We start from the raw sequence: 25,742 nt of genomic DNA on the forward strand, positions 1-25,742 counted from the left end.
GAAAGGCCAAAAAAGGCATTGGGCGGATTAACGCCTGCTGCCTATGCTGGCCTTCTGGCAGTAAGAACGAATACATTAACCATCCCGGACTCTAAAGCCTCGCGCTACTGAATACGGGGAGACGTCGCGCTCACGGCTGCGGCTTCCGGTCCCGCCCTTGACACCGCTTTCGACCAAACTGCCTCCACACGTCAGCCTTTTAATGGATGACGGGTCAAGGGGGATTGGTGCGGCCCGCAGCCCGTAGGGCGAGGACACGGCCCCTTGACGCGACGGGAACGACCTTACCCTTGGGACAGGGATGCAGTGGTTCACCCCCTGCATCCCTGCTCCCGGCGAGGGTGGAGAGTCCAGAGAGGCAAAGCCTCTTTGGGAAGTGCCCTCACGGATGGCAGCCAATAACGCTGTCCATCGGGAAAACCTATTGATAGCCACAAAAACAAGACAATTTCTGCGTGAAACCTTTTTGCCTGTTTTCTCTACAAAACACCAAAAAAATCCCACACCTTGTAAAATATCGTTACCTAAAGCACGGGAGACAACCATGGCTGAGATGGGTTCGCACGAAACGGAACTAACTAAAACGATATCCGGTGCCGAGCGCAACCGGCGTGTAGCGGCCGTCAACTACGCACGCGCATCAGTCGGCTTGGAGGGATTCTCGCTCAGTGCAGCAGATGAAGAACATTCTCAACGGTTCATCGACGGGAGCATTGACTTAGAAGAATTTGTGCAACCGCGTAGTGCCTTGGCAAGCCCTAAAGCTTAGTCATGACGAAGAAAATATAGGTGGTTGAAGCTAGTGCAGGATAGGCTGTCGCCGGTATTTGTCATGCATCCAGATCGCGCGCAGTGATTTTTCTCAAAAGTGATGGAAAACGAGCAGTAGCGAGATTAAGAAATTTCAGAAAACCTGCTGCTCAGAAATCATACGACCAACACAAATACAACTGAGGGTGAAGAATGCAGTGGATTTCGGACGAAGACTTGAAGACTTGGAGTCGACGCACGGATGCGCGTGAGATTTTCATAGATCTCGTGGGCGACCTGATTCGCGCAACCGTGGGGGATCCCAAGAAATTCAGATTTCCAGGCCAAAGTGCTGGAACACTTCGCGGCTTTGATGGCGATCTGGAAACAACCGAGGCAATATCAAGAGTACCAGCTAAAGAATCCAAATGGGAATTTGGCACAACACCTGCCGGTAGGGCAAAAGCGCAGCAAGACTACGACAAGCGGACAGGGGCAACTCCACCGGATGTGATGGCAAGAAACGCTTTTGTCCTAGTCAACCTACATTCTTGGGACACACCAAGAGAGACACTAGTGAATTGGCTAGATGAGCGAAATGCTGAAGAAAATTGGCGAGAAGTTCATTTTATCGACGGCACCTCACTAGTCAGCTGGCTTGAGGAAAAGCCGGCAGTCGCAGCCAAATATGCGAGAAACGTTCTTGAAAAATCCCCAAAGAACGGCGCGCTTAGTACAGACGAGTTCTGGCAGCGATACAGCAGCAGTTTCAAGCCTGCATTAACAGAACAAATGCTGCTGTGTGAACGAGGCGAGGAGGCAGAGCAACTTTTACAAGTGCTTCTAGGGAACCCTCAGAATTTCACGCTGGGCGCAGATACGGCTGAAGAAGTTATAGCATTCGCTGTGGCTGTTATTCGAAATGCACCGGACGAAACCCGGAGACTTCTTGAAAACCGGACTATGATCGTCGAGAGTTTCGAAGCAGCTCAGTTCCTATTAGGAAAAAAAGGCATGAACTTCTTGGTGTGGAAGGGTGCCGATGAACTTGCAGGCGCACTTGGACAAAAAGGCCCAACGCTGACAGCTGCGACCGGCGTGCAACGAAAGCGGCAAGGTCTTTCTATCCTCAAACGGCCCTCAGCCAGCGCGATGGCTGAAGCTATGGAGTCAATGGGTATTGACCGGCAAGATGGCTACGAACAGGCCTTTCGATGCGGTCGAAGCCTTACCATTTTCCGTAGGCTGCATCCCGCTGCGGGCATTGCCTCTCCTGCTGAATGGGAGCATTTGGCAGCGTCACTGAAGCCCGTACTACTTGCTGGAGCGTGGACTACCGACTCAGCTCTTGACAAAGATATCATCTCTGGGCTCTCAGGCGGAGCGGACTATAGCACCGTAGAGACTTTAATTCGGCCGACGTTAACTATGTCTGACCCGCCATTCGACAAGGTCGAACAAGTTTGGCAGATACGAGCTGCTGTAGATGCATTTCCACACTATGGTCACCTTGTCGATGACAGTGATCTTGAGCGTTTTAAGGCGGCTGTCGTTCGAGTGCTTAGCCATCAAACAGTTGAACCAACTGAAGATGAGAAATTCTCCTTCCGCTATCGGGCACCAGACGATTACAGCGACTGGCTACGTGACGGCCTTGCATACACGTTAATGCTATTTGCGGTTATGCCTGAGGTAGGTGGTCTCCAGCTGAATGGTACGACTCCCCAAAGATATGTCGATGAAGTGATTCGCTCTCTGCCAGGCTTCGCCCAAAGTCATAAATGGATACTTCCACTACTACCTCAACTCTCGATAGTCGCGGAGGCGGCCCCCGTCCCTTTTCTGGAGGCCCTCGGGAAGAGCCTCGAGGGCCAAGCTAGCGATGCTTTGGGACTATTCCAAGAGCCAAAAGATAATGACTATCTATTTTCGGCAACTAGCCCCCATGTCTACGTTCTTTGGGCCTTAGAAGTCTTAGCATGGAACCCAGATTATTTATTTTGCACCACAATAATTCTTGGAAAGCTTGCAGCCATCGATCCGGCCAGAGATTCGAAAAATGGAAATCGCCCTTTAAATAGTCTTAGAGAAATTTTCTTGCCATGGCTACCAAATACTGACGCCGATCTAAATCAGCGATTTATTGCAATCGACGGTTTGATTCGCGATCTGCCGGACGTGGCTTGGAATTTACTTACGCTACTCCTACCGCAAGGACACGAAACAAGTTCACCTACCGCTCGCCCAAAACTACGAGACACAACGCCAATTCAGCCTGAGAAAATCACGTTTGGTCTTGTATGGGCAACAGAATCTCGGATTATGGATCGAGTGATAGTTCTTGCCCAGGGGGACGAGCGCCGCGTCATTTCTCTCGTCAGACATATAGGAAATCTACAACCCACTAATAGGGTGCGTCTAACAAGCCTGATCGCCGATACTTTGGCTGGTTTCTCTAATTCTGAAGGTAGTGATCTTTGGCATAAACTCAGAGATTACGTAGCACGTCAAGAATCCTTCCCAGACTCTGACTGGTCGCTTAAGGGAGAAGAGTTGGCTCAGGTCAAAGCGTTACTGACTCAGCACTACCCTTCGGATTTGGTAGCACAGACACGTCATCTATTTGACGACTGGGTCCCGTATGTGGGCACAGACGCTAGAAGCTCTCTTGAAAAAGTCGAGTCCGAACGTGCTTCAAGCCTCCTTCACATTTATTCAGAACTTGGCGTCCATGGGATTCTGCGTCTCGCACAGACTGTTAAAATGCCAAATCAAATGCGACAGGCATTTTATGCTTTAGAGCTTTCGAACGACGATGCGACAGACCTGATATTCTCTCTTCTAGATATTGGTGGAGACTGCTATAGCCTCGCCTCAGCACTTTCCGCTAGCTTAAAGCACCGGCATGGCGAAGATTGGCTAAACCACTTTACAACAGTCGTCGCTCCGCGCTGCAGATCGGAAAAAGAAGTCGCTTGGCTGCTTGCAAACTGGCCGAATGACTCGACCACTTGGCAGTTCGTTGCATCACTAGGACCAGATGTTCAGAATTCGTATTGGCGTGACTTTGGCTCTTTACCTCTAAACGCGTCCATCGAGGAAATTCTCAACGCAATCGAAGAGCTTCGACGAGCCAAACGCAGTGTGGTTGTACTAAACTCACTCTACAACAATGTAGATAAAGTCAGTTCAAAAACCTTATTATCGTTGCTTGATGATGCTGTTGCAGAGCTTTCGAATGGCAATGGTGCCTCCTCAGTACTTTCACATTCAATTAGTGAGGTATTTAAGGAGTTGTCAAAAAGAGGCGATTTGGATCTCATAGAAGTTGCTCGACGCGAATTTGTCTACCTCCCTCTAATTGAAGACAGTGTGGAGTGCCTCTCCATTCACGCCCTACTTGCACAAAATCCGGCTGAATATGTGGAAATGATTAGGAATGTCTTCGTTAGCAAAAACGAGGACCGAAACCCAAATCCTTCGGAGGAGGCGCGAACGAGAGCAAGGATGTCGTATCGCCTGCTCAAGTCTTTTCATACCGTCCCTGGTGACAAAGAAGGCGTCATTCACGAGCCCACTCTCAGTGCTTGGATTTCAGATGTTCGCAAACAGGCGGCCGAAACTGGACACGAAGGCATCACTGACGAATTTATCGGTCAACTCCTTGCTCATTCACCGGCGGAAAATGGCACCGGAGCTTGGCCATCAATAGCAGTAGCAACCATCCTAGAGCGAATCGCGTCAGATAGAGTAGAGCGTGGAATCGAGGTTGAGCGCTTTAATATGCGAGGCGTCTACTCCAAGGGCGCACTTGATGGAGGTGCACAGGAGCGAGAGCTTGCTGATCGCTATCGCCAATGGGCACAGCAAGCGACAGCAGCCCGCACCTCAGCAATGTTAGGTAGGATATCTGCGGAGTGGGAACAAAGAGGTAGGCAAGAAGATGTTAACGCAGAGAAAAGAAAACTTAAACGATAGGTCACCCGCTACATCCTAAATGCACTTGGGTACTGTACCGAAACTTAGGTACAGTACAGGTACAGCGACCAGTTTTCACCAATTCAGCTAAAATACGCTAACCTACTGGTTTGAAACTGGTTTTACCTATTCCAACCTACGCTAGAATTCGCTCCATTTCCCTGTAGAAACACTGTAAATCACCGACTCGATATCCATACGCGGGTTTCGGATCTCTACAGCAGCCCGCATGACCAAATCAAGGAGCAACTGCGGCTGACCATCGAAACGGTCAAGGAGCGCCAGGAAAGCGAACTGATCAATAACCCCGACTACGGCCTGCTGGCCAACGTGGCCGAATCACAGCGGGTCTTCCCGCTGACCGGCGCACCCACGCCCGATGACCTGGACGAACTGCTGACCAAGGTCTGGAAAGAGCCTGCGTTTTTCCTGGCGCATCCGCTGGCCATCGCCGCCTTTGGTCGCGAATGTACCCGACGCGGCGTGCCGCTGATTCCGTCCGACAAGATACCGGTCGTCGATGGCAAGTCCTCGATCCTGCTGTTGCGCGTGGGTGATCGCCGCCAGGGCGTGATCGGCCTGTTCCAGCCCGGTGTGGCCGGAGAGCAGGGGCCGGGGCTGTCGGTGCGCTTCATGGGCATCAACCGCAACGCCATCGCCTCCTACCTGATTTCGCTGTACTGCTCGCTGGCCGTGCTGTCCGACGACGCGCTGGCGGTTCTTGAAGACGTTGAAGTGGGGGTAATCCCCCCGAAAAAGCGGTGAGATCAGAAGTAGAATTTTCTCATTGAGGAGTTCTACAGCATGAAGAAGTCACGATTCACAGACAGCCAGATTCTGGACGCGATCAAGCGCGTGGAAGCGGGCATCACGGTACCCGAGATGTGCCGAGAGCTGGGCATCAGTTCAGCGACGTTCTACAAGTGGCGGGCAAAGTACGGCGGCATGGACGTGTCGATGATGTCACGGATGAAGGAATTGGAGGCGGAGAATGCCCGGCTGCGCAAGATGTACGTCGAGGAGAAACTCAAGGCCGAGCTGCGCGCGGAGGCTCTCGAAAAAAAGTGGTGAAACCATCTCGCTGCCACGAGATGGCTCAACACGTAGTGCGGGAGCGCGGGATCTCGGTCCGTTTGGCCTGTGAGACGTTTGGCATCAGCCAGACCTGCTATCGCTATGAAGGCAAGCACCGGACTGAGAATGATGAGATTGCCCAGTGGCTGCTGCGCCTGACGGACAACCATCGTAACTGGGGATTTGGGCTGTGCTATCTGTATCTACGCAATTTGAAGGGGTTCGGCTGGAATCACAAACGGGTCTACCGCATCTATCGGGAGTTGGAATTGAACCTGCGGATCAAGCCACGCAAACGCCTGGTGCGCCAAGTGCCTGAGCCGCTGACGGTGCCCATGGCCATAAACCACGTTTGGTCGATGGACTTCATGCATGACCAATTGACTGATGGACGTAGCATCCGACTGTTCAATGTGATCGACGACTTTAACCGCGAGGCACTGGGCATAGAAGTCGACTTCTCCTTGCCCTCGGAGCGGGTTATCCGTGCGTTAAAACAGATCATTGCCTGGCGTGGCAAGCCCTTGGCGATTCGTTGTGACAATGGTCCGGAATACCTCAGTTCAGCAATCACCGAATGGGCGCGCCAGTGGGATATCAAATTGGAGTATATCCAACCAGGCAAGCCACAACAGAATGCCTACATCGAGCGGTTCAACCGGACGGTGCGCTACGAGTGGCTGTCCCAATATCACTGGGAAGATCTGGATCAGGTCCAGCGTGCAGCGACAGAATGGATGTGGTCTTACAATCATGAACGCCCAAACATGGCTCTGGGCGGATATACCCCTAAACAGCGGCTGGCCATGACCGCATAGCATTCCTACTTCTGGAAATCGCTAAATATGGGGGGATTACCTGGGTAAGTACCATGAGTACCCCGACACCTACCGTTGAGCGGCCGCTGCAGGCCACTCCGCCCATCGGCGAGCAGGCCCTGGCGCAACTGGCCAACGCCCTGTTCGCGGCCTTGCCAGGCCAGAGCGGCGAAGCCATTGCCGCTCTGGCCGGACACCGACCGGACCAGCCCGAGGCGCTGCACCCTGTCCTGGCCCCGACCTCGACGCCCGGCACTCATACCGGCATCACCACGGCGACAGGCGCAGGCAACCCGCACCCTTCGACCACACCGGCCCCCGGTATCAACGGGACGCTGCTGCAACCCGACGCAGTGGCCCTGGGGCGTGGCGGCATCGGCTACCTGGATCACGCCGGCCCGCATGCCATCCCGGCTCCCGTAGTGGACCACCCCTACTCGCCGACCTCCAGCACGCCCTACTACTTTCAGAAGGAAGGGGGCTGGCCCGTACCGGCGGCGGGCGCACCGCTGCCATCCTCGTTGCCAGGCGTGCCTGATCTGGAGCGGGAGGCCCCTCGCAGCACCGCGCCGTCGCCGTATTACTTTGTGGATGCACAGCAGCCGGGCACGCGTGCGGCTTCTTCCGTACCCGTGACGCATCCGGCAGCCCCACAGAGGAGCAGCCCGTCGCCTGCCATCTCACCTGCCACCACGCCTGCTGCGACATCCCACAACCACGGCACCCTCGGTGCCTACGAACTGCATGCCCTGCGACGCGACTTTCCCATTCTGCAGGAAACCGTCAACGGCAAGCCGCTGATCTGGCTGGACAACGCGGCCACCACCCACAAGCCCCAGGCCGTGATCGACAGGCTGGCCTGGTTCTACACCCACGAAAACTCCAACATCCACCGTGCGGCGCACGCGCTGGCCGCACGCGCCACCGACGCCTATGAAGCAGCCCGCGAAAAGGCGGCCCGTTTTCTGGGTGCGGCCTCGCCCGACGAGATCGTATTCGTGCGCGGAGCCACCGAAGGCATCAATCTGCTGGCCCGCACCTGGGGAGCCCAACAGGTGGGAGAAGGCGACGAGATCATCGTTTCGCACCTGGAGCATCATGCCAACATCGTGCCCTGGCAACAGCTTGCCGCCGACAAGGGCGCACGCCTGCGCGTGATTCCGGTCGACGACGACGGCCAGGTCCGGCTTGATGCCTTCCGCGCCCTGCTGTCGCCCCGCACCAAGGTCGTGTCGATCACGCAGGTGTCGAACGCGCTGGGCACGGTAGTGCCGGTCGATGCCATCATCCGGATTGCCCATGCGGCCGGCGTCAAGGTCATCGTGGACGGTGCGCAATCGGTGGCCCACATGCGGGTGAACGTACAGGCGCTGGATGCCGACTTCTTCGTGTTTTCCGGGCACAAGGTCTTCGGCCCCACAGGGATCGGGGTGGTCTACGGCAAGAAGGCGCTGCTCGACAATCTGCCGCCCTGGCAGGGCGGCGGCAACATGATCGCCGACGTGACCTTCGAGCATACGCAATATCAGCCCGCGCCGGCCCGCTTCGAGGCAGGCACCGGCAATATCGCGGATGCCGTGGGCCTGGGTGCCGCCTTCGACTACCTGGATCGCTACGGCATCGACACGCTCGGTGCCTACGAACATGGCCTGCTCGAATACGCCACTGCAGGACTCTCGACGATCCCCGGCCTGCGCCTGATCGGCACCGCCGCCCACAAGGCCAGCGTGCTGTCGTTCGTGCTGGAAGGTCTCTCGACCCAGGAAGTAGGCGTGGCACTGAACCGCGAAGGCATCGCCGTACGCTCGGGCCACCACTGCGCGCAACCCATCCTGCGCCGCTTCGGCGTGGAAAGCACGGTGCGCCCCTCGCTGGCGTTCTACAACACCCGCGAGGAAATCGACACGCTGGTGCAGGCGCTGCAAAATCTGAAGCGCTGAACTTGCGTTATCAAGGGCGCGGCAGGCTGCCGCGCCCTTTTCCTCTCCACAAGCCCCGAAAATTGACGATAATTGGAGGTTCGCCCGCATGCGCGCCTGACTTCAACACGAGTATCCACATGGCCGTCAATCTTCACATTCCCGCAGAAACGGATATCCATCCCGTCCCAGGTATCGAAATCGGTGTTACCGAGGCCGGTGTACGCAAAGCCAACCGGCGCGACCTGACGGTATTTCGACTGGCCCCCGGCAGTTCGGTCGCCGGCGTCTTCACCCAGAACCGTTTTCGCGCCGCCCCCGTGCAGCTCTGTGAACGGCACCTACAGGCTGGTCAGGGCATCCGTGCGCTGGTGATCAACACCGGCAATGCCAATGCCGGCACCGGAGAACAGGGACTGGCGGCCGCACAGGCCACCTGCGTGGCCCTGGCCCGCGAGCTGGATGTCGCTCCGGAACAGGTTCTGCCGTTCTCGACCGGCGTGATTCTCGAACAATTGCCCGTTGACCGCATCACGGCCGCCCTGCCCGCCGCCATTGCCGGCCTGGGCACAGGCAACTGGTTCAGTGCCGCGCACGGCATCATGACCACCGATACCCTGCCCAAGGTGCATTCGGTGCGCGTGCGCATCGGCGGACACGAGATCACCATTACCGGCATCAGCAAGGGCGCCGGCATGATCCGTCCCAACATGGCCACCATGCTGGGCTTTCTGGGCACCGATGCCGGCATCGCCCAGCCGCTGCTGGATCGCCTGGTGCGCGAGCTGGCCGACCAGTCGTTCAACCGCATCACCGTCGATGGCGACACCTCGACCAACGACTCCTTCATCGTGATCGCTTCCGGCCAGTCCGGCCTGCGCATCGACAGCGCCGATGACGCCCACTACGCCGAACTGCGCGATGCACTGGCACAGGCCTCGCGCGAACTGGCGCAGAAGATCGTGCGCGATGCCGAGGGTGCCACCAAGTTCATCACCGTACATGTCGAAGAGGCCGCCACCACGGACGAAGCGCTCCAGGTTGCCTACAGCGTGGCGCACTCCCCGCTGGTCAAGACCGCTTTCTACGCCTCCGACCCCAACCTGGGCCGTATCCTGTGCGCCATCGGCTATGCCGGCATCGACGATCTGGACACCGCCAAGCTGCGCCTGTGGCTCGATGATGTGCTGGTGGCCCGCGACGGCGGCCGCAACCCCGACTACCGTGAAGAAGATGGTCAGCGCGTGATGCAGCAGCCCGAAATCACCGTGCGCATCGCGCTGGGTCGCGGTGACGTCTCGGATACGGTCTATACCTGCGATTTCTCGCACGAGTATGTCAGCATCAATGCTGACTACCGCTCCTGAGACATCCGTCAACACGCATATCCGCATAGACAGGATGACACCGACAGACCCCACAGCCACGGCAGCCAACGCTTCTGGTGCCGACCTGACCACCCTGCTGGCCCAGGCCAGCCGTGTACTGACCCAGTTGGAAGCCTGGCTGCCGCCCGCGCCACCGCCCATCGACTGGGAAGCCAGTGCCTGGCGCTGGCGTCGCCGGGGTGCCCGGGGCTGGCTGGATGCCGTACGCCACGTGGCCCGCATCCAGCCGGATGACCTCCGACACATTGAGCGCCAGAAAGACATCATCGACCGCAACACCCGCTATTTCATGGCGGGCCGTCCGGCCAACAATGTCCTGATGACCGGCGCACGCGGCACCGGCAAGAGTTCACTGGTCAAGGCCATGCTAGCGGCCTACCATGGGCAGGGCCTGCGCCTGATCGAAGTGGACAAGTCGGACCTGGGCGACCTGCCCGACATCGTCGAACTGGTTGCCAGCCGCCCCGAACGCTTCATCGTGTTCTGCGACGATCTGTCCTTCGAGGAAGGCGAAGCCGGCTACAAGGCGCTCAAGTCGGTGCTCGACGGCTCGATTGCCTCGGCAGGCGACAACCTGCTGATCTATGCCACCTCCAACCGGCGTCATCTGATGCCGGAACACATGCGTGAAAACCTGCAGGCACAGCCCGGCCAGGACGGCGAAATCCATCCAGGGGAAACCGTCGAGGAAAAAGTCTCGCTGTCCGAGCGCTTCGGCCTGTGGCTGTCGTTCTATCCGTTCCGTCAGGACGACTACCTCGATATCGTGCATCATTGGCTGGCCCACCTGGGCTGCTCGCCGGAAACCATCGCAGCCGCCCGCGAAGAGGCGTTGCAATGGGCGCTTCATCGGGGTTCGCGCTCCGGCCGCGTGGCCTGGCAGTTCGCACGCGACTGGGCTGCGCAGCACCAGGATGCCTGAACGCAGGATGCGCCCAAACCACCTTGATCCATAGATACAGGCATGACTCCTTCTCCTCACAAGAAAACGATTGACGTCGCGGTCGGCATGATCCTCGACGCACAGGGCCGGGTACTGCTGGCCGAACGCCCAGCCGACAAGAGCTGGTCCGGCTGGTGGGAGCTGCCCGGCGGCAAGATCGAACCGGGCGAAACGCCCCTGCAGGCACTGGTGCGCGAGCTGGACGAAGAACTCGGCATCCAGGTCACCACGGTGACGCCCTGGGTCACCTATACCCATGAATATGACCATGCCTTCGTCAAGCTGGCATTTGCACTGGTCACCGGCTGGGAAGGGACGCCCTACGGTCGCGAGCAGCAGAAACTGTCGTGGGCCCTGCCTGCCGAGGCCGACAGTGTCGGCCCGCTGCTGCCGGCCGCCTACCCGCCACTGCGCTGGCTGCAACTGCCGACCGAATACGCCATCACGGATATCGGCAGTCCGCAGGCATTGCCCGATTTTCTGGACAGACTGGATCTGGCGCTGGCTCGCGGACTGAAACTGGTGCAATTGCGCGAACCCGGCTGGCCCGACGGCACGGATGCCAGTTCCCTGCATGACGCGCTGCAGGCGATCATGGCCCGCTGCCACGCGGCCGGTGCCCGTGTGCTGGTCAACAGTGCCCATCCGGAAGCCTGGTGGCATGAAGCCGACGGCGTGCACCTGCGTGCCACCGATGCCGCAGCCCTCCCGGCCCGCCCCAGCTTCGACAGGGACAGCAGCCTGGTCGGAGTATCGACGCACGGTTCCCGCGAATTCGCCCAGGCGCGGGCACTGCAGGCCGATTTCATCGTGCTGGGTCCGGTACTGCCGACCGGCAGCCATCCCGGACGTGCGCCGATGGGATGGGACGCCTTCCTCAAGACCACCCGCTCTGCCGGCCTGCCGGCCTATGCACTGGGTGGCGTCACACCGGATCTGCTGCAGACCGCTCGCCAACACGGCGCACACGGCGTGGCGGGCATACGCGGCTGGTGGTAAATGCAAACGGGCCGCGCAATGCGGCCCGTTTTATCTGGCTGTAGAGAATTTCAGGCCCGATCTAGGGCACCAGCGCGATCCACTCCGGCGTGAGAAAGCGGGTTTCCATTGCCTTGCGGGCCTTGGCCAGCGTATCCTCGCCCAGCACACCCAATGTCAGCAGCGGCGCTTGCTCACGGAATGAGTCCAGCATGGCCTGCACCACGGCATCACGACTCAAGCCTGTCTGGCTGCGTAAGGGATCGACACGCTTCTTGGCACTGGTCGTGCCCTTGTCGGACAGTTTTTCCTTGCCTATCCTCAGGACCTCGAGCATCTTGTCGGCGTCGATATCATAGGCCATGGTCACATGGTGCAGCACCGCCTTGCCGCGCCGGGCCTGGGCGGCACCGCCGATCTTGCCCCCCGAGCTGGTGATGTCGTTGAGCGGCTGATACCAGGCATCGATACCGAGCTTGCGCAAGGCCTGAATCACCCATGAATCGAGAAATTCATAGCTTTCCTGGAAACTCATGCCGGCCACGAACTCGCTGGGAACGCTCAACGAATAGGTAATGCCATTGCCCGGCTCGATGAACATCGCCCCGCCCCCACTGATGCGGCGCACCACCTTGATATCGTGACGGGCAGCACCTTCGGGATCGATTTCATTCCTGAGCGACTGGAAACGGCCGATCACGACTGCCGGCTCGGACCACTCCCAGATACGCAGTGTCGGAGGCCGTATACCATCACTGACTTCCTGCGTGATCACGTCATCAAGCGCCATGTGCAAGGCAGCCTCCTGCGGTGCCTCGTGGATCAATTGCCAGGGCAGGCTATCCCAACTGTGGCTCATGCCAGTGCCCTCCGCACGACCACGGCAACGGCCTCAGACGAGATCCCGAACATCTCGGTCCCTTCCGGCAAGGCGGCCGTGACGGCAGCGACAATCTCGGCCTCACTGGCCTCGACAGGCAGGCCTTCCAGCGCGGCATCGATATCGGACAGTGCCTCCGGTGGTTCCAGGAAGAAATCACCGCTCAGACGGGCATCGATGATCTGACGCCCATCCGTCTCCAGATCAATGACCAGCAGCTTGCCACCAGGGACTTTGTATTCGGCATGCATCTAAAAAGCTTCCTGCAAGAGTAAGAAGGTACCCGCTCAGAAAGAGCACAGCGCAATCCGGAACGGGATCGTGCGCATCACCTGCTGAGGCTTCATTTCGCCATCCTGGCAGGAGAAGCGTATCCAGATCATGTATTTGTTGGCGCTGATCTCGGGGAACACACCCAGTTCCTCATCGACATGAACCCGCACCAACTGCTGCACCTTGCCGCCCAGCATGTGCTGATAGGCTCCCTGCGCTGCCTCGGCATCGGCCATGCTGCCGGACTGTCGCAGCAGGCGCAGGCACAGCGACAGACTCTGGAACACGGGCAGGATCACGGCCACCCAGTCGCGCAGGCTGGCACGGCGCTGCTCGATGGGTTTTTGCTGCCAGGCGTAATAGGACGGCATGTCGAACTGGGTGGCACCGCCCGGTACGCTCAGACGCCCGCGCAGGCTGGTCAGCCAGTCATTGTCGCGCAGCGCCTGGCCGATCTTGCCCTGGCTGGACAGTGCCGCAATCGCCTGCTCGATGTCGGCCAGGGTTTTTTCCAACCCGGTCTGGTCGACCGAGGCGTGGCCGCGCAATACCAGCAGCGCCTGGCGCTGCCGGTCGAGATCTTGCATTACGCTGCCCTTGATGTCGGTACGATCCAGGCATTCGAGAATATCGAACAGCGTGCCCATCGCCACCTGATGGTGGCGCGCATCCTCGCCCTGGGCGAAGAAGAACAGCCGGTCGAAGAGGCACTCCAGCCTCAGCAGTATCCGAACACGTTCATTGCATGGATATTCGTACAGGGTCACAAGCGCTGGATCTCTCTATTTTTGAGGGGTGGAGCGGGTACCGGCACGCCAGGTGTCATGCAGCGCACGTGCCTGCCGCGACAGATCATCGGGCGACACGCTGCCGTCGTTGTTGATAATATCATCCGCCGCCGCCAGCCGAGAACCCCTGTCTATCTGCGCCGCCATGACGCGCTCCACGGTTTCACGCGACAGGCCGCTGCGCACGGCCACCCTGGCAACCTGCGTCTCGGGGTCGCAATCGACCACGCAGACCCGGTCCACCCGATCTCGCCAATGCCCGGACTCCACCAGCAGCGGCACCACGAAGACGATGTATGGAGGCCGCGCATCACCCGGCCGCGCCATGGCGGCTGCGGCCCGGTCTGCAGACTGTTGCTGGATCAACGGATGCAGGATGGCCTCCAGTCGATGACGCGCCCCTGGCTGGCGAAACACCAGATCACGCATGTACGCACGATCCAGTGCGCCCTCGGGCGTACGCGCCTGCTCACCGAAGGCCGCCACGACGGATTCCATGGCAGCGCCACCCGGCACAGTCAGCGCATGGGCAATGGCATCGGCATCGATCACTTCTGCCCCCCAGCCGGCCAGAAGCTCGGCAACGCGACTCTTGCCGGAACCGATCCCGCCCGTCAGTCCGATTTTCAACATACTGCCTCACTCCCCCTCATCAACCTTGCCATGCCAGCGCCATGATACCGGCAAGTGCCAGCCAGGGCCCGAACGGCAGGGCCTGCCCGGCCCTGCACCACCCCATTGCACGCCCCAGCAACGCAGCCAACACCCCACAGGCCGACGACACCAGCATCAGGGCAGGCAGCCACGTCCAGCCCAGCCACGCGCCCAACGCAGCCAGCAGCTTGAAGTCCCCGTAGCCCATGCCTTCGCGCCCGGTCAGGCGTCGGTATGCCGCAGCCGCGCACCACAACACCAGATAGCCGCCCGCGGCACCCAGCACGGCGTCTCGCAACGGAGTCAGCGCGCCGTCCAGATTGACCAGCAGCCCAGCCCACAGCAGCGGCAGGGTCAAACCATCGGGCAGCAGGCAGGTCCGGGCATCGATCCAGGCCAGAGCCAGCAGGCTCGCCCCACAGGCCGCCACCGCCATGACCACCCAGGCATGCTGCGACACAGGCAACCACAACAATGCCACCGTCAGGACCAATACCAGCGCATGCGCTACCCGTCGTACTGCCGGCGCAGGTCGGCTGCGGACCATCTGCGCGGCATCGATCTGCGCCACCAGTCGAGGCGCGATATGGCACAGCAAGGCCACCCATGCCTGCAGCAGGACAATAGCCAGCAAGGTTTGCTTCCAGTTTGCGAGCAGCTCGGACATGGCTCCCATTCCCGTTAACGCAACGAACAGCTACACTACCATCGACCCCAATCCTCGCCCAGCCTACTGCGACCATGATGACACACAGCCCACGCCTCTCGCCCTCCCTTTTCCTGCGCCGTCCGGGCGTGATCGGCCTTGTGCTGGCGGCCGGCCTGGTCACGGCTGGCTGTGCACAACAGCGCATCCCCGGCTACTACGACCCGCCGCGTGCCAGCTCGGCCACCGACGCCAGCTACCAGCAGCAGGAGTTGCACAATCGGCCCCGGGCTCAGGCCGCCTCGCAGATACAGATCCCGCTGCGCGGCGCAGATCGCAACGACCGGCAGGACAGTGCCGAAACAACGGGTGAAGGCCCTGTCGTCCCGTCCACTCCGGCCACGGCGCAGCTCTATCCGGAGCCCATCACCTTCGCCGGCACGCTGCCTTGCGTCGGCAGACCTTCCCAGTGTGCGGCACAGCGCATCACGCTCACCCTGTCTCCCAACGGCCGCTGGCGTACACGCTCGGTCTCGCAGGACAGTCAGGGTCACAGCGGCACGGGCACCGTCGAGCAGGGTTGCTGGCAGGCAGTACTCAGCACCCCGGCCCATGTCCTGCTGTTCAATGCCGACGGCAATGTACAGGCGGATTTCAGTGTCATTACGCCGCAGACCCTGCGGTTGTATGCCTATGGCGGCCACCAGCCCAGCCTGCACTACAACCTGGCGCGCCAGCCCGACCTGGACCCAATCGACGAAGCGGGTGCCAACGCCCCCACTTGCAACAACTGATACCGCCTAAAGTTCCAGATTATCGATCAGGCGCGTCCCGCCCAGGCGGGCCGCCACCAGCGCTACAAGCCGATCCGGCTCGACCAGGTCATCGGCCTGTGGCTGCTGGAGATCTGCGCGACGCCGGATAGCGACATAGTCCACATGCCAGCCATGGCGTTCGAGATCCGCGTACATCGCATTCTCCAGCGCCAGAATATCCGTCGCTCCGGCCATCATCTGCTGCTGCAGGCCATGCAGACCGGCGTACAGCCGCGTTGCCTCCTTCAACTGTGCCGGCGTCAGGTAGCGATTGCGCGATGACAGGGCCAGGCCGCTGGTTTCGCGCACGGTATCCTGGGCCAGTATCTGTATCGGCAACAGGAACTGGCGGCACATGTTGCGCACCACCAGCAACTGCTGATAGTCCTTTTTTCCGAAGACCGCAGCCTGCGGCTGCACGCAGGCAAACAGCTTGAGCACCACCGTGCAGACCCCCTCGAAAAAGCCAGGCCGGAATTCACCTTCGAGAATGTCGCCCAGGTGCGCAGGAACGCTGACACGATAATTCTGTGGTTCGGGATACAGTGCCTGCTCGTCCGGGGCAAAGAGGATATCGACCGTGCCAGCCTGGCGCAGCTTGTCGGCATCATCATCAAGCGTGCGCGGATAACGGTCGAAATCCTCGTTCGGCCCGAACTGGAGACGGTTGACGAAAATACTGGTCACGACAGGGCCTGCCTGCAGCGCGCGAGCCTGCTGCGCCAGTGCCAAATGCCCCTCGTGCAGACTGCCCATGGTCGGCACGAACACCGGCCCCTTGTCATGCGCCTGCAGTGCTTCGCGCAATGCCTCTACCGTATGTACGACTTGCAAGATCCTTCTCCTTGGAAACATCACGCCAGCAGCGCCAGGCAATCCGTATGGAACTGCCGCAACGCCGGACGATGCGCCACGCTGACGATGGCCATATCCGGGCAGCGCTGGACCAGCAGATTGTAAAGGGAAGTCTCGCTGGCCTCATCCAGTGCCGAAGTCGCCTCATCCAGGAAAAGATAGGCTGGCCGATGCAGCAGGACACGGGCGAAGGCCAGCTTCTGGCGCTCGCCGGGCGACAGACGGCGGCTCCAGTCATGGGCACTGTCCAGCAGTCCCCCTATCTGCCCTAGGCCCACATCCTGCAACGCCTGGAGACAGGCCTTTGCAGAAAATGCCTGTTCGGTGGCGGGGTAGCAAAGACATTGCCGCAGCGTCCCGTCAGGGAGATAGCTCTGCTGAGGCAGAAACAGCATACGACTGCGATCCGGCACGGCAATAACGCCGACACCGTGCGGCCACAGTCCGGCCAGCATGCGTAACAAGGTACTTTTGCCTGCCCCGGCAGGACCGGTGATCAGCCAGCGCTGACCTGGCAGGACAGACCAGGACAGCGGCCCCGAGAGCCGTTCCCCCTCCGGCGTGTAGACACTCAATGCACGCACGTGCAGACCGACACGACGCCCCTGCCGCCTGCGCAGACGGGTCACGGACGTGTCTGCGGGATCCCACCCAAGCGCCCGATCCAGCTCGCCCAGCCGCCAACAGACCGAGCGCAGCAGCGCCAGTTCCTTGTATTGGTAGATGAACCACGACAGCGCAGTGCGCACCCGCGTAAAAGCCTGGGTCAACTGAATCAGATCACCCAGGCTCATCAACCCCGCAAAGAATCGCGGCCCACAAAGCAGATAAGGCACCATGGCCCCGGCCTCCGTATAGCCCCGATCAATCAGCGTGATGCGCTTGGTGTAGGTCATGACATGTCGCCAATTGGCACGCACCGCATCAAAACGCCGCAACAGCGCAGATTGCTCGGCATGACCACCACCCAGCAAGGCGATTTGCTCGGCATGCTCGCGCACCCGGATCAACAGGAAACGGAAATCCGCCTCCGCCTGCTGCTGCCGATAATCGACCGCCACCATGCGCCGCCCCAGCCTTTCCATGACCAGAGAGCCCAGTACCGCATACAGGATGGCGACCCACAGCATATAACCGGCCACCTCGAACTGCCGGCCGGCCAGCGACAGCGTCAGCACGCCGGACAGTCCCCAGACGATGACAGAGAAAGACACCAGATTGGCACTGTGCCTGAGCAATCCCAGGGACAACTCCAGCACATTGCAGGCCAGCCACTTGAGATCTTCGGCAATGCGCTGGTCAGGATTTTCGACCGTACCGGCATGGCTGATCCGCCAGAATGCATCCTGCCTCAGCCAGCGCGTCAGGAACGCACCCGTCAGCCAGTTGCGCCAGCGCATCTCCAGCGCCAGTGCCGTATAAGCACGCGCGGCATCCATCACCATGCCGACCAGCGCCAGTACCGCCAGCTCGCCCAGCAGGTGCCAGAACGTGGCAATCTGATGTGCCTCCAGCGTGTCATAGAAGTCCTTCTGCCAGTAGGTAATCAGGACAGCCCGATACACCAGCAGCATATCCAGCAGAATCACCAGTGCCAGCAGGCTGCGCCCCTTCCAGCGGTCGTCGGACACCCAGTAGGCACCGATCAGGTGCCAGGCCGCCCGCCAGGACGGGCGTGGCACCTGATCGGCCTGAGGCAACGGTATCATGCGTTCAGCCCTCATGCCTTGCGCTCATCAATACTGCGCGCGCAGCGTCAGCATGAAGTTACGCGGCTCACCATAGGTGTTGTAGGTGTTTGTGCCGCCCAGGCGCGTGTAGTACGTCCGATCAAACAGGTTGTTGGCGTTGAACTGCACCGTAACCTGGCGATTGATCCGATAGCTGGCCATCGCATTGGTGATGGCGTAGCCGCCCTGGCGGCGCATGGCCCATGCATCGCTTGAGCCGGCAGAGCTGCTACTGGCGATGTTCACCCCTACCCCCAGGGTCAGGCCTTCAAGCGCACCCTCGCTGAACGACCGCAGCCCCCATAGCCTGGCCGAATGCTTGGGCTCCCAGGTCTGGAACGGCAATCCTTCGTTGTTTTTATCCTTGAGGTATTTGACACGGGAATAGGCATAGCCCAGTTGCACTTCATAGCCCGGTGCAGGCCGACCCACGATTTCAAACTCCCAGCCTTTGCTGGAGACTTCTCCCGTATTCACGTAATAATCGTTGCCATCGGACTGGGCGCGATTGGTATCACGCAAGTCATACACGGCCAGAGACGACTGCAACAATCCCTCCAGCCACTCGCCCTTGAGCCCCAATTCAACTTGCCTTCCTTCTCTGGGATCAAGCACACTGCCATCGGCCCTGAGCTGTGTTTGCGGCATGAAAATACTGGCATAGCTGCCATATACCGTCAGGTTGTCCGTCAGGTCATACAACACGGCACCATAAGGCGTAAAGTGTGAAGATTCGCGAGCGCCCTGGTTCCAGTCAGTTCGTGCAGAAGGCGACGCTCCACGCGATTTGTCATTGAACCAACTGACACGCGCACCCAGCACCACCGTCAAAGGATCCGCAATGCTGGCACGAAGCTGCCCATAGAAGCCCCGCTGCGAAGTCTGGCTCTTGCTCCCCTGGTCATATACAACATCCTGCAAATCCGACACCAGATCAGGACGCCCGAACGGTACATCGTTGGCACGATTCGGCGTCTTCCAGCCATAACGCTCATACCCACTGCGATAGCGCTCGTAATTAAACCCGACCAGCGCCTGATGCTCACGCCCCAGCGCCATCAAAGGCCCGGAGGCATACACATCCACCGCGTCGTGACGATGATCAAAATCGCCCTGACGCCGCCGATAATTGACCATCCCGGTCGTCTCACTCACTCCCGTCGTGACATAGGCATCCTTGAAGAAGTTATCCTGCTCACGGCGACTGAACTTGCTCCGGATCGCCCAGCCGCTTTCAAGCCGATGCTCGATCTCGGCTACCAGCTCATGCGAGCGCCAGGTGGAACGACTCCATTCGGGTACGGGGTTGGTCCGTCGCGAAACATCCAGCAGTTCGCCGCTTTCCCAGGCCGGCAAGCCACTGAAAGAGGCTCGCGTATGATCATCTTGCGCCGCCAGTGCCAGCGACAGCGTCGTGTCGGCGGTGATATCCCAATCCAGCGTGCCGTAGGCGAGCCAGCGGCGAGTATCGGTTACGTCATAGAAGTAGGCACGATCCGTCGTGGATAGCACGGCACGGGCACGGACCGATCCGTCAGTATTGAGTGGGCCCGTGACATCCACATCGGCATGATAATTGTCCCAGGAGCCTGCGCTCACCGAACCGGACAACGCAAACGTACGCAGAGCACGCTTGCGCACCAGATTGACCACGCCACCCGGCTCGTTCGTCCCCATGAACAGCCCCGCCGGCCCACGCAATACCTCGACCTGCTCATACATCGGCAGATCGAACTGCTGCATCCCGTTCAGGCTACCGCGAGCCGGAATGCCATCGTAGGCCACGCCCAACGAATAGCCACGCGAGTAATACTGGCTCTGGCTCGTATCATTCGAGATGACGGTCACGCCCGTCACCTGGTTCAGGGCATCGGCCACGGTCTGCAACCCCTGGTCTTCGATCCGCTGGCTGGAAATGACCGAGACTGAGTTGGCGATTTCACGCGGAGCGAGAGGCTCCTTGCCGGCAATGGTGGCTTCCCACGCATAGGAGGGACGCGGTGCCTCGGCGCTCACATCGATGCGAGGCAGCCTGCGAACCGGCTCAGCCGTCTCTTGATCTGCCGACTCGGCCATCACCGGAAACGCTGCAGCCAGCGCAAGCCCAAGACTCAGGCAACGGACGGATGTGGTACCCACTTTTTTGGTCGACGCTTTCATACTGCGAACCCTCCCGCCTCGATGGCATGCCGGAGCGTTTCCGGGTTGCTGCGGCGCGGATCGAAATCCAGTTCCACCTTTTTCGTGTCGACTTCGACCCGAGCCTCGATCACCCCATCCTGGGCGTTGAGCAGGCGCAGCAGGCGGCTGGCGCAGCCCGAGCAATTGAGATTCCTGACCGTCCAGGTCAGGGTCTGGGGATACGTATTCATGATGCAATTCCTGATGATTCATTGGCAGGGATGGCAGCACGCAGGCACACCCCTCCGGCGCAGCCAAGGCAGCGCCAGACAGGGACAGAAAGCGTGCGGAACATCCACAGGGAATGCCGCCGGGACGGCAATCTGCCCGCAGCCATGTTCAGGACCGGAAACGACAGGCGTCGATCAGCCAGGCAACCGGCATGCGGTCGCCTGCCGGGCCATCAGTCAGGCAGAGGCAGGATCAGGAAAAGACGGGAGGCGCACGTACCGGCACACGCAGCCATGACGGATCGTCAGGCAGGGCAACGGCAGCATCGGGGGGAGGAAAATCGGCGCGACCGGCATCAACCGGCAGCAGCAGGAACAGCAGCGCGGCAAACAGCATCGGCAAGGGAATGCCTATCTTGCAGAACACGCATTGCGGCATGCGCTTGGCGACCTGGTCGAGCGGAGTATCACTCTCGTCGGACAGGTCGATCATCATGGTCAGCATGCCACCGGGGTTGCAGATGATGACTTCGACCTGACGCCCCTGAGACGTCCCCCAGGCTGTCAACGCGCTCAGCACCGGCCCCTGGACAACCAGGGTACAGAACATCAGCAAAGCGATGGAGCGAAGCCGTAACCGGCACCAGTGCAGCATGGAACGGATTCTACAGGGACGCGCACGCTCCCAGGTTGCGTTGCATCAAGCCTGTTGGAGCGTCGTATAACTCAGGCGCACGTAGATGGGTGCATAGGGTTCGACCTGGGTGATTTCCAACAGCGACTCGCGCGCCAGTTCGAGCATCGCCAGGAAATGGACCACAACCACTGCGGGGCCATCCCCGCTGTCGATCCGGTCGGCAAACAGTTCGGCAAATTCCATGAAGCGGACATTGCCCAGCTTGCGCAGGATCAGCGACATGTGCTCGCGCACCGACAACTGCTCGCGCGTGATCTGGTGGCTGGCATTGAGCTGTGCCCGGCGCAGTATGTCGAGCCAGGCCTGCTTGAGGTCATCGACGCTGACATCGGGCGGAATCTGCTCGAACACCAGGTTGCGCATCGCCTGTGCCACCTGAAAGTCACGCCCCACGCGGGGCAGCGCATCCAGACCCTGTGCGGCCAGCTTCATCTGTTCGTACTCAAGCAGGCGACGCACCAGTTCGGCACGCGGGTCCTCGACCTCTTCGCCGGAATCGCTCTTGCGCACCGGCAACAGCATGCGGGCCTTGATCTCGATCAGCAGCGCCGCCATGAGCAGATACTCGGCGGCCAGTTCGAGATTGTGTTCCCGGATCTGCTCGACATAGGCCAGATATTGCCGCGTGACCTCGGCCATCGGGATATCCAGCACATTGAAATTCTGCTTGCGGATCAGATACAGCAGCAGGTCGAGCGGCCCCTGGAAGGTTTCGAGAAAAACTTCCAGCGCATCGGGCGGAATGTACAGGTCTTGCGGCAACTGGAACAGCGGCTCGCCATAGAGCCGCGCCAGCGCCACATGATCGACAACGTCAGGCGTACTGTCGACCGCAGGCCGGGCCAGCGCATCGAGCTGAGTATCCGGAACGGCCGCAGGCTGCATGCGCAGATCAGTTGGTCTGGTAGACGTAGGCCTTCTGCGGCACGCGGGCGTTCTGGTAGCCTTCCTGCAGTTCGAAATCGATCTCGCGATCCCACAGGCGGGCGCGGCCGTCGATCTGCTTCTTTTCCATATCGGGATGGGCCTTCTTGAGGTCTTTCAGAAAACAGGTGATTTCGGATTCGAAGTTGTTGGCCATGGTGATCTGCTGTCAGGATGAACACGGACGGGACTGTCCCAACCGGGAGTTTACTACCTGTGCACCTAATGCAGTATCTGACTCAGGAACAGTTTCGTCCGCTCATGCTGCGGATTGTCGAAAAACGCGTCCGGTGTATTTTGCTCGACGATCCGCCCGCCATCCATGAAAATCACCCGGTCCGCCACGCGCCGCGCAAAACCCATCTCATGCGTCACGCTGAGCATGGTCATGCCCTCCTCGCCCGCCAGCTCCACCATCACGTCGAGCACTTCCTTGACCATCTCGGGATCGAGCGCGGAGGTCGGCTCATCGAACAGCATGATCTTCGGTGCCATGCACAGTGCCCGAGCAATCGCGACCCGCTGTTGCTGCCCGCCCGACAACTGGCCGGGATACTTGTCGGCCTGCTCGGATATCCGCACCCTCTCCAGGTAGCGCCGTGCAACCGCCTCGGCCTCGGCCTTGGGCCGATGCAGCACCCAGATGGGGCCCAGGGTGAGATTCTCCAGCACCGTCAGGTGCGGGAACAGGTTGAAATGCTGGAACACCATGCCGACATCGCGCCGTACCTGCTCGACATGGCGCAGGTCACCATCCAGCTCAGTACCATCGATCACGATGCGGCCCTGCTGGATCTCTTCCAGGCGATTCAGGCAACGGATCAGGGTCGACTTGCCCGAGCCTGACGGGCCGCAGATGACGATCCGCTCGCCACGTGCCACCTCAAGGTCGATATCCTGCAGCACATGGAACTTTCCGTACCACTTGTTGACGCCCTGCATCCGGATGATGGGGTCGCTCATGGGTCTATCCTCCGTCCGGTATCCAGCTCCCGCTCCAGGTGCCGGCTGTAGCGCGACATGGCGTAGCAGAATACGAAATAGATGGCGGCGATGAACACATACGCCTCGACGCCGAAACCGCGCCAGGCGGCATCGGCCAGTGCCGCCTTGGCCGCCAGCGTGAGGTCGAAGATCCCGATCACGACCACCAGCGACGTATCCTTGAACAGCGAAATGAAAATGCCGACCAGTGGCGGGATCACGGTCTTGAACGCCTGCGGCAGGATCACCAGCCGCATCTGCCGCCAATAGCCCAGCCCCAGCGCATCGGCCCCTTCGTACTGGCCGCGCGGCACGGCCTGCAAGCCGCCACGCACCACTTCGGCAATGTAGGCGGCGGCAAACAGGATGATGGCAATCTGGGCACGCAGCAGCTTGTCGATCGTCACGCCGGCGGGCAGGAACAGCGGCAGCATGACCGAGGCCATGAACAGCAGGCTGATCAGCGGCACACCACGAATCAGCTCGATATACACCACACTCAGGGCGCGCACCGCCGGCATCCGCGAGCGCCGCCCCAATGCCAGCAGCACACCCAGCGGGAAAGCAAACACGATACCGAAGATCGACAGCATCAGGGTCACGGGCAAGCCACCCCAGCGGCTGTTGTCCACGTACGGCAGTCCTGCCACACCGCCCCACATCAGCACGGCCGAGGCCAGCAGCCCCGGCCCCCATATCAATAATAGACGCGGGCCCCAGAAACGGCGCAGGCAACTGCACACCACCACACCGATCAGGATCAGGCAGGCCAGCAACGGTCGCCACTGTTCATCGTAGGGGTATGTACCAAACAGAATGAGCCTATGCTTTTCAGCGATGAATGCCCAGCAGGCTCCCGCAGCATCGCGGCATTCTGCTGCGGAGTCTGCACTGAAGCGGGCCGAGAACAGCGCCCAGTCCAGCATGAACGGCACAGTCATCATCACCAGCCAGAGTGCCAGCGCCGTCAACAGCATATTGAAGGGCGTGGCGAACAGATGCCGCCGGCTCCAGGTCCAGGCCTGTTGCATCATCTCAGCGCTCCGCCAGGGCAAGGCGCCGGTTGTACCAGTTCATGCAGACCGAAATGGTCAGGCTCACCGTCAGGTAGGCGGCCATGATAATCAGCACGCCCTCGATAGCCTGTCCGCTCTGATTGATCACGGTATTGAGCACGGACACGATATCCGGATAACCGATCGCCACGGCCAGTGAACTGTTTTTGGTCAGGTTCAGGTACTGACTGGTCATGGGCGGCACGATCACGCGCAAGGCCTGCGGCAGAATCACCAGCCGCAGCGCCAGGTGCCGTTTCAGGCCCAGCGCATTGGCCGCCTCCCACTGCCCGTCTGCCACGGCCTGGATGCCCGACCGCACCACTTCGGCGACGAAGGCGGAGGTATAGATCACCAACCCCGCCAGCAAAGCTGCCAGCTCAGGCGTGAGTTGCATACCGCCAGTGAAATTGAAACCGCGCAGCGTCGGCATATCCAGTGCCAGGGCCGCACCGGACAGCAGCCAGCCTGCCAGCGGCCCAAATATCACCAGTAGCAGCCAAGTCCGGGCCATCGGCCATGCCTGGCCCGTTGCCGCCTGCCTGCGGCGCGACCAGCGGCCAAAAAACACACCAACCACGATCGCCGCAGCCAGCCCGACAGCCAGCCACGGCAGGCTATCGCCCACCAGCGCCGGAAACTGCAGCCCCCGATTGGACAGGAACACACCAGGCAAGGGGTTGAGCGCCTGGCGCGGACCCGGCAGACTTTCCGTGATCAGGGCATACCAGAAAAAGAGCTGCAGCAGCAGCGGAATATTGCGCATGACTTCGACATAGACCGCCGCCAGCCGGGCCACCAGCCAATTGCGTGACAGTCGTGCGATGCCGACCAGCGTGCCCAGCAGCGTCGCCAGCACGATGCCGGCCAGTGCCACCTTGAGCGTATTGACGATCCCTACCAGAATGGCACGCGCATAGGTATCGGCAGGCGCGTAGGCAATCGACGCTTCACCGATGGCAAAGCCCGCCTCGCCCTGCAGGAAACCAAAACCGGTGGCGATATTGCGTGCCGTCAAATTGGCCAGCGTATTTGATACCAGATACCAGACACCGCAGCAGACCAGCGCCACCAGCAACACCTGGTAGACAAAGGCCCGGACACCGGGCCGACGCCAGGACAGTGCGGCACGCAGACGTGCCAGAACAGGTAGGAATTCGTACTGCATCGATAGTTTCTATACAACTTAGGTCTATTGGCTGTATCCCGCGACTATGCTATCTTGCACATCACTTACCAAAT

At 60.0% G+C, this 25,742-nt stretch carries 23 protein-coding genes and 1 pseudogene; 9 read left to right on the forward strand and 15 right to left on the reverse strand.

Translation table 11 applies throughout. From position 1 onward, the window contains the following. The first annotated feature begins 301 nt into the window (after window positions 1-301). From DD235_RS17305 to DD235_RS15980, 8 genes and pseudogenes are all read left to right on the forward strand, one after another. The gene (locus DD235_RS17305; RefSeq protein WP_239990191.1) at window positions 302-769 is read left to right on the forward strand and encodes an antitoxin VbhA family protein; all 468 of its coding nucleotides are present in this window, start codon (window positions 302-304) and stop codon (window positions 767-769) included. Between the two features lie 194 nt (window positions 770-963). Further along, window positions 964-4,728 (forward strand): hypothetical protein, encoded by a 3,765-nt coding sequence (locus DD235_RS16765; protein WP_146193526.1) that lies wholly within the window; start codon window positions 964-966, stop codon window positions 4,726-4,728. A 180-nt stretch (window positions 4,729-4,908) separates the two neighbouring features. Next, a pseudogene (locus DD235_RS15955) lies at window positions 4,909-5,493 on the forward strand (hypothetical protein); the annotation flags it as partial. A gap of 39 nt (window positions 5,494-5,532) precedes the next feature. Then, a protein-coding gene (locus tag DD235_RS15960) for an IS3 family transposase (protein ID WP_109063118.1) occupies window positions 5,533-6,620 on the forward strand; the annotation gives its coding sequence in 2 pieces (ribosomal slippage) (window positions 5,533-5,785 and window positions 5,785-6,620; 1,089 coding nt in all). 53 nt (window positions 6,621-6,673) lie between these two features. Further along, entirely contained in the window at window positions 6,674-8,560 is a 1,887-nt protein-coding gene (locus DD235_RS15965) for a family 2A encapsulin nanocompartment cargo protein cysteine desulfurase (RefSeq protein WP_109063119.1), read from the forward strand. Window positions 8,561-8,679: 119 nt separating this feature from the next. Then, entirely contained in the window at window positions 8,680-9,906 is a 1,227-nt protein-coding gene (gene argJ, locus DD235_RS15970; RefSeq protein ID WP_109063120.1) for a bifunctional glutamate N-acetyltransferase/amino-acid acetyltransferase ArgJ, read from the forward strand. 34 nt (window positions 9,907-9,940) lie between these two features. Further along, a complete protein-coding gene (locus DD235_RS15975; RefSeq protein WP_109063121.1) occupies window positions 9,941-10,849 on the forward strand; it encodes an ATP-binding protein in 909 nt (302 codons plus the stop codon). Window positions 10,850-10,891: 42 nt separating this feature from the next. Next, window positions 10,892-11,869, forward strand: a complete 978-nt coding sequence (locus DD235_RS15980; RefSeq protein ID WP_109063122.1) for a Nudix family hydrolase — start codon at window positions 10,892-10,894, stop codon at window positions 11,867-11,869. A gap of 61 nt (window positions 11,870-11,930) precedes the next feature. Here DD235_RS15980 and DD235_RS15985 read toward each other — a convergent pair whose 3' ends face one another. From DD235_RS15985 to DD235_RS16005, 5 genes are read right to left on the reverse strand one after another with little or no spacing between them, the layout of a single operon-like run. Continuing rightward, complete coding sequence (locus tag DD235_RS15985) at window positions 11,931-12,707, reverse strand: lipoate--protein ligase family protein (protein ID WP_162300520.1); 777 nt, start codon at window positions 12,705-12,707, stop codon at window positions 11,931-11,933. Then, the gene (locus tag DD235_RS15990; RefSeq protein ID WP_109063123.1) at window positions 12,704-12,979 is read right to left on the reverse strand and encodes a lipoate-protein ligase small subunit; all 276 of its coding nucleotides are present in this window, start codon (window positions 12,977-12,979) and stop codon (window positions 12,704-12,706) included. The genes DD235_RS15985 and DD235_RS15990 overlap by 4 nt, the downstream gene beginning before the upstream one ends. A 36-nt stretch (window positions 12,980-13,015) precedes the next feature. Beyond that, window positions 13,016-13,768, reverse strand: coding sequence for a cell division protein ZapD (gene zapD / locus DD235_RS15995; protein WP_109063124.1), 753 nt, complete (start codon window positions 13,766-13,768; stop codon window positions 13,016-13,018). A 15-nt stretch (window positions 13,769-13,783) separates the two neighbouring features. Then, on the reverse strand, window positions 13,784-14,422 hold the full coding sequence (gene coaE / locus DD235_RS16000; protein ID WP_109063125.1) for a dephospho-CoA kinase: 639 nt from the start codon (window positions 14,420-14,422) through the stop codon (window positions 13,784-13,786). A gap of 19 nt (window positions 14,423-14,441) precedes the next feature. Beyond that, window positions 14,442-15,110, reverse strand: coding sequence for a prepilin peptidase (locus tag DD235_RS16005; RefSeq protein WP_204524271.1), 669 nt, complete (start codon window positions 15,108-15,110; stop codon window positions 14,442-14,444). A 74-nt stretch (window positions 15,111-15,184) separates the two neighbouring features. Here DD235_RS16005 and DD235_RS16010 point away from each other — a divergent pair, with 74 nt between their 5' ends. Next, complete coding sequence (locus tag DD235_RS16010) at window positions 15,185-15,883, forward strand: copper resistance protein NlpE (RefSeq protein WP_239990192.1); 699 nt, start codon at window positions 15,185-15,187, stop codon at window positions 15,881-15,883. Window positions 15,884-15,889: 6 nt separating this feature from the next. Here the strand turns inward: DD235_RS16010 and panC are convergent, their stop codons facing one another. The 10 genes from panC to DD235_RS16060 form a co-directional block, all read right to left on the reverse strand. Beyond that, complete coding sequence (gene panC / locus DD235_RS16015) at window positions 15,890-16,738, reverse strand: pantoate--beta-alanine ligase (protein ID WP_109063127.1); 849 nt, start codon at window positions 16,736-16,738, stop codon at window positions 15,890-15,892. A 20-nt stretch (window positions 16,739-16,758) separates the two neighbouring features. Then, window positions 16,759-18,468 (reverse strand): ABC transporter ATP-binding protein/permease, encoded by a 1,710-nt coding sequence (locus tag DD235_RS16020; protein ID WP_109063128.1) that lies wholly within the window; start codon window positions 18,466-18,468, stop codon window positions 16,759-16,761. 27 nt (window positions 18,469-18,495) lie between these two features. Continuing rightward, the gene (locus tag DD235_RS16025; protein ID WP_109063129.1) at window positions 18,496-20,649 is read right to left on the reverse strand and encodes a TonB-dependent siderophore receptor; all 2,154 of its coding nucleotides are present in this window, start codon (window positions 20,647-20,649) and stop codon (window positions 18,496-18,498) included. Next, window positions 20,646-20,861, reverse strand: a complete 216-nt coding sequence (locus DD235_RS16030) for a heavy-metal-associated domain-containing protein (protein ID WP_109063130.1) — start codon at window positions 20,859-20,861, stop codon at window positions 20,646-20,648. Before DD235_RS16030 ends, DD235_RS16025 begins: the two co-directional genes overlap by 4 nt. Before the next feature lie 232 nt (window positions 20,862-21,093). Further along, window positions 21,094-21,495 carry a DUF2946 family protein gene (locus tag DD235_RS16035; protein WP_109063131.1) on the reverse strand — a complete coding sequence of 134 codons (402 nt, stop codon included), beginning with the start codon at window positions 21,493-21,495 and terminating at the stop codon, window positions 21,094-21,096. A 45-nt stretch (window positions 21,496-21,540) separates the two neighbouring features. Next, window positions 21,541-22,422, reverse strand: coding sequence for a segregation and condensation protein A (locus DD235_RS16040; protein ID WP_109063132.1), 882 nt, complete (start codon window positions 22,420-22,422; stop codon window positions 21,541-21,543). Window positions 22,423-22,429: 7 nt separating this feature from the next. Continuing rightward, a complete protein-coding gene (locus DD235_RS16045; protein WP_109063133.1) occupies window positions 22,430-22,618 on the reverse strand; it encodes a DUF3460 family protein in 189 nt (62 codons plus the stop codon). A gap of 65 nt (window positions 22,619-22,683) precedes the next feature. Then, the gene (locus DD235_RS16050) at window positions 22,684-23,424 is read right to left on the reverse strand and encodes an amino acid ABC transporter ATP-binding protein (RefSeq protein WP_109063134.1); all 741 of its coding nucleotides are present in this window, start codon (window positions 23,422-23,424) and stop codon (window positions 22,684-22,686) included. Then, window positions 23,421-24,479 carry an amino acid ABC transporter permease gene (locus DD235_RS16055; protein ID WP_109063135.1) on the reverse strand — a complete coding sequence of 353 codons (1,059 nt, stop codon included), beginning with the start codon at window positions 24,477-24,479 and terminating at the stop codon, window positions 23,421-23,423. Before DD235_RS16055 ends, DD235_RS16050 begins: the two co-directional genes overlap by 4 nt. A 1-nt stretch (window position 24,480) precedes the next feature. Beyond that, the gene (locus DD235_RS16060; protein WP_109063136.1) at window positions 24,481-25,668 is read right to left on the reverse strand and encodes an amino acid ABC transporter permease; all 1,188 of its coding nucleotides are present in this window, start codon (window positions 25,666-25,668) and stop codon (window positions 24,481-24,483) included. Between the last annotated feature and the right edge of the window lie 74 nt (window positions 25,669-25,742).

Origin of the sequence: Corticimicrobacter populi (assembly GCF_003123725.1) — a bacterium.
GTDB lineage: Bacteria > Pseudomonadota > Gammaproteobacteria > Burkholderiales > Burkholderiaceae_B > Corticimicrobacter > Corticimicrobacter populi.

Excerpts from the sequence above, each read along its gene's own strand:
- DD235_RS15990 (WP_109063123.1), bottom strand. The coding sequence starts at position 12,979 with ATGCATGCCGAATACAAAGTCCCTGGTGGCAAGCTGCTGGTCATTGAT.
- DD235_RS16060 (WP_109063136.1), bottom strand. The coding sequence starts at position 25,668 with ATGCAGTACGAATTCCTACCTGTTCTGGCACGTCTGCGTGCCGCACTG.
- DD235_RS15965 (WP_109063119.1), top strand. The coding sequence starts at position 6,674 with ATGAGTACCCCGACACCTACCGTTGAGCGGCCGCTGCAGGCCACTCCG.
- DD235_RS16045 (WP_109063133.1), bottom strand. The coding sequence starts at position 22,618 with ATGGCCAACAACTTCGAATCCGAAATCACCTGTTTTCTGAAAGACCTC.
- DD235_RS16035 (WP_109063131.1), bottom strand. The coding sequence starts at position 21,495 with ATGCTGCACTGGTGCCGGTTACGGCTTCGCTCCATCGCTTTGCTGATG.
- DD235_RS16005 (WP_204524271.1), bottom strand. The coding sequence starts at position 15,110 with ATGTCCGAGCTGCTCGCAAACTGGAAGCAAACCTTGCTGGCTATTGTC.
- DD235_RS15980 (WP_109063122.1), top strand. The coding sequence starts at position 10,892 with ATGACTCCTTCTCCTCACAAGAAAACGATTGACGTCGCGGTCGGCATG.
- DD235_RS16055 (WP_109063135.1), bottom strand. The coding sequence starts at position 24,479 with ATGATGCAACAGGCCTGGACCTGGAGCCGGCGGCATCTGTTCGCCACG.
- coaE (WP_109063125.1), bottom strand. The coding sequence starts at position 14,422 with ATGTTGAAAATCGGACTGACGGGCGGGATCGGTTCCGGCAAGAGTCGC.
- DD235_RS16025 (WP_109063129.1), bottom strand. The coding sequence starts at position 20,649 with ATGAAAGCGTCGACCAAAAAAGTGGGTACCACATCCGTCCGTTGCCTG.
- DD235_RS15975 (WP_109063121.1), top strand. The coding sequence starts at position 9,941 with ATGACACCGACAGACCCCACAGCCACGGCAGCCAACGCTTCTGGTGCC.
- DD235_RS16765 (WP_146193526.1), top strand. The coding sequence starts at position 964 with ATGCAGTGGATTTCGGACGAAGACTTGAAGACTTGGAGTCGACGCACG.
- DD235_RS17305 (WP_239990191.1), top strand. The coding sequence starts at position 302 with ATGCAGTGGTTCACCCCCTGCATCCCTGCTCCCGGCGAGGGTGGAGAG.
- DD235_RS16050 (WP_109063134.1), bottom strand. The coding sequence starts at position 23,424 with ATGAGCGACCCCATCATCCGGATGCAGGGCGTCAACAAGTGGTACGGA.
- argJ (WP_109063120.1), top strand. The coding sequence starts at position 8,680 with ATGGCCGTCAATCTTCACATTCCCGCAGAAACGGATATCCATCCCGTC.
- DD235_RS16030 (WP_109063130.1), bottom strand. The coding sequence starts at position 20,861 with ATGAATACGTATCCCCAGACCCTGACCTGGACGGTCAGGAATCTCAAT.
- DD235_RS16020 (WP_109063128.1), bottom strand. The coding sequence starts at position 18,468 with ATGATACCGTTGCCTCAGGCCGATCAGGTGCCACGCCCGTCCTGGCGG.
- DD235_RS16040 (WP_109063132.1), bottom strand. The coding sequence starts at position 22,422 with ATGCAGCCTGCGGCCGTTCCGGATACTCAGCTCGATGCGCTGGCCCGG.
- DD235_RS16010 (WP_239990192.1), top strand. The coding sequence starts at position 15,185 with ATGATGACACACAGCCCACGCCTCTCGCCCTCCCTTTTCCTGCGCCGT.
- DD235_RS15985 (WP_162300520.1), bottom strand. The coding sequence starts at position 12,707 with ATGAGCCACAGTTGGGATAGCCTGCCCTGGCAATTGATCCACGAGGCA.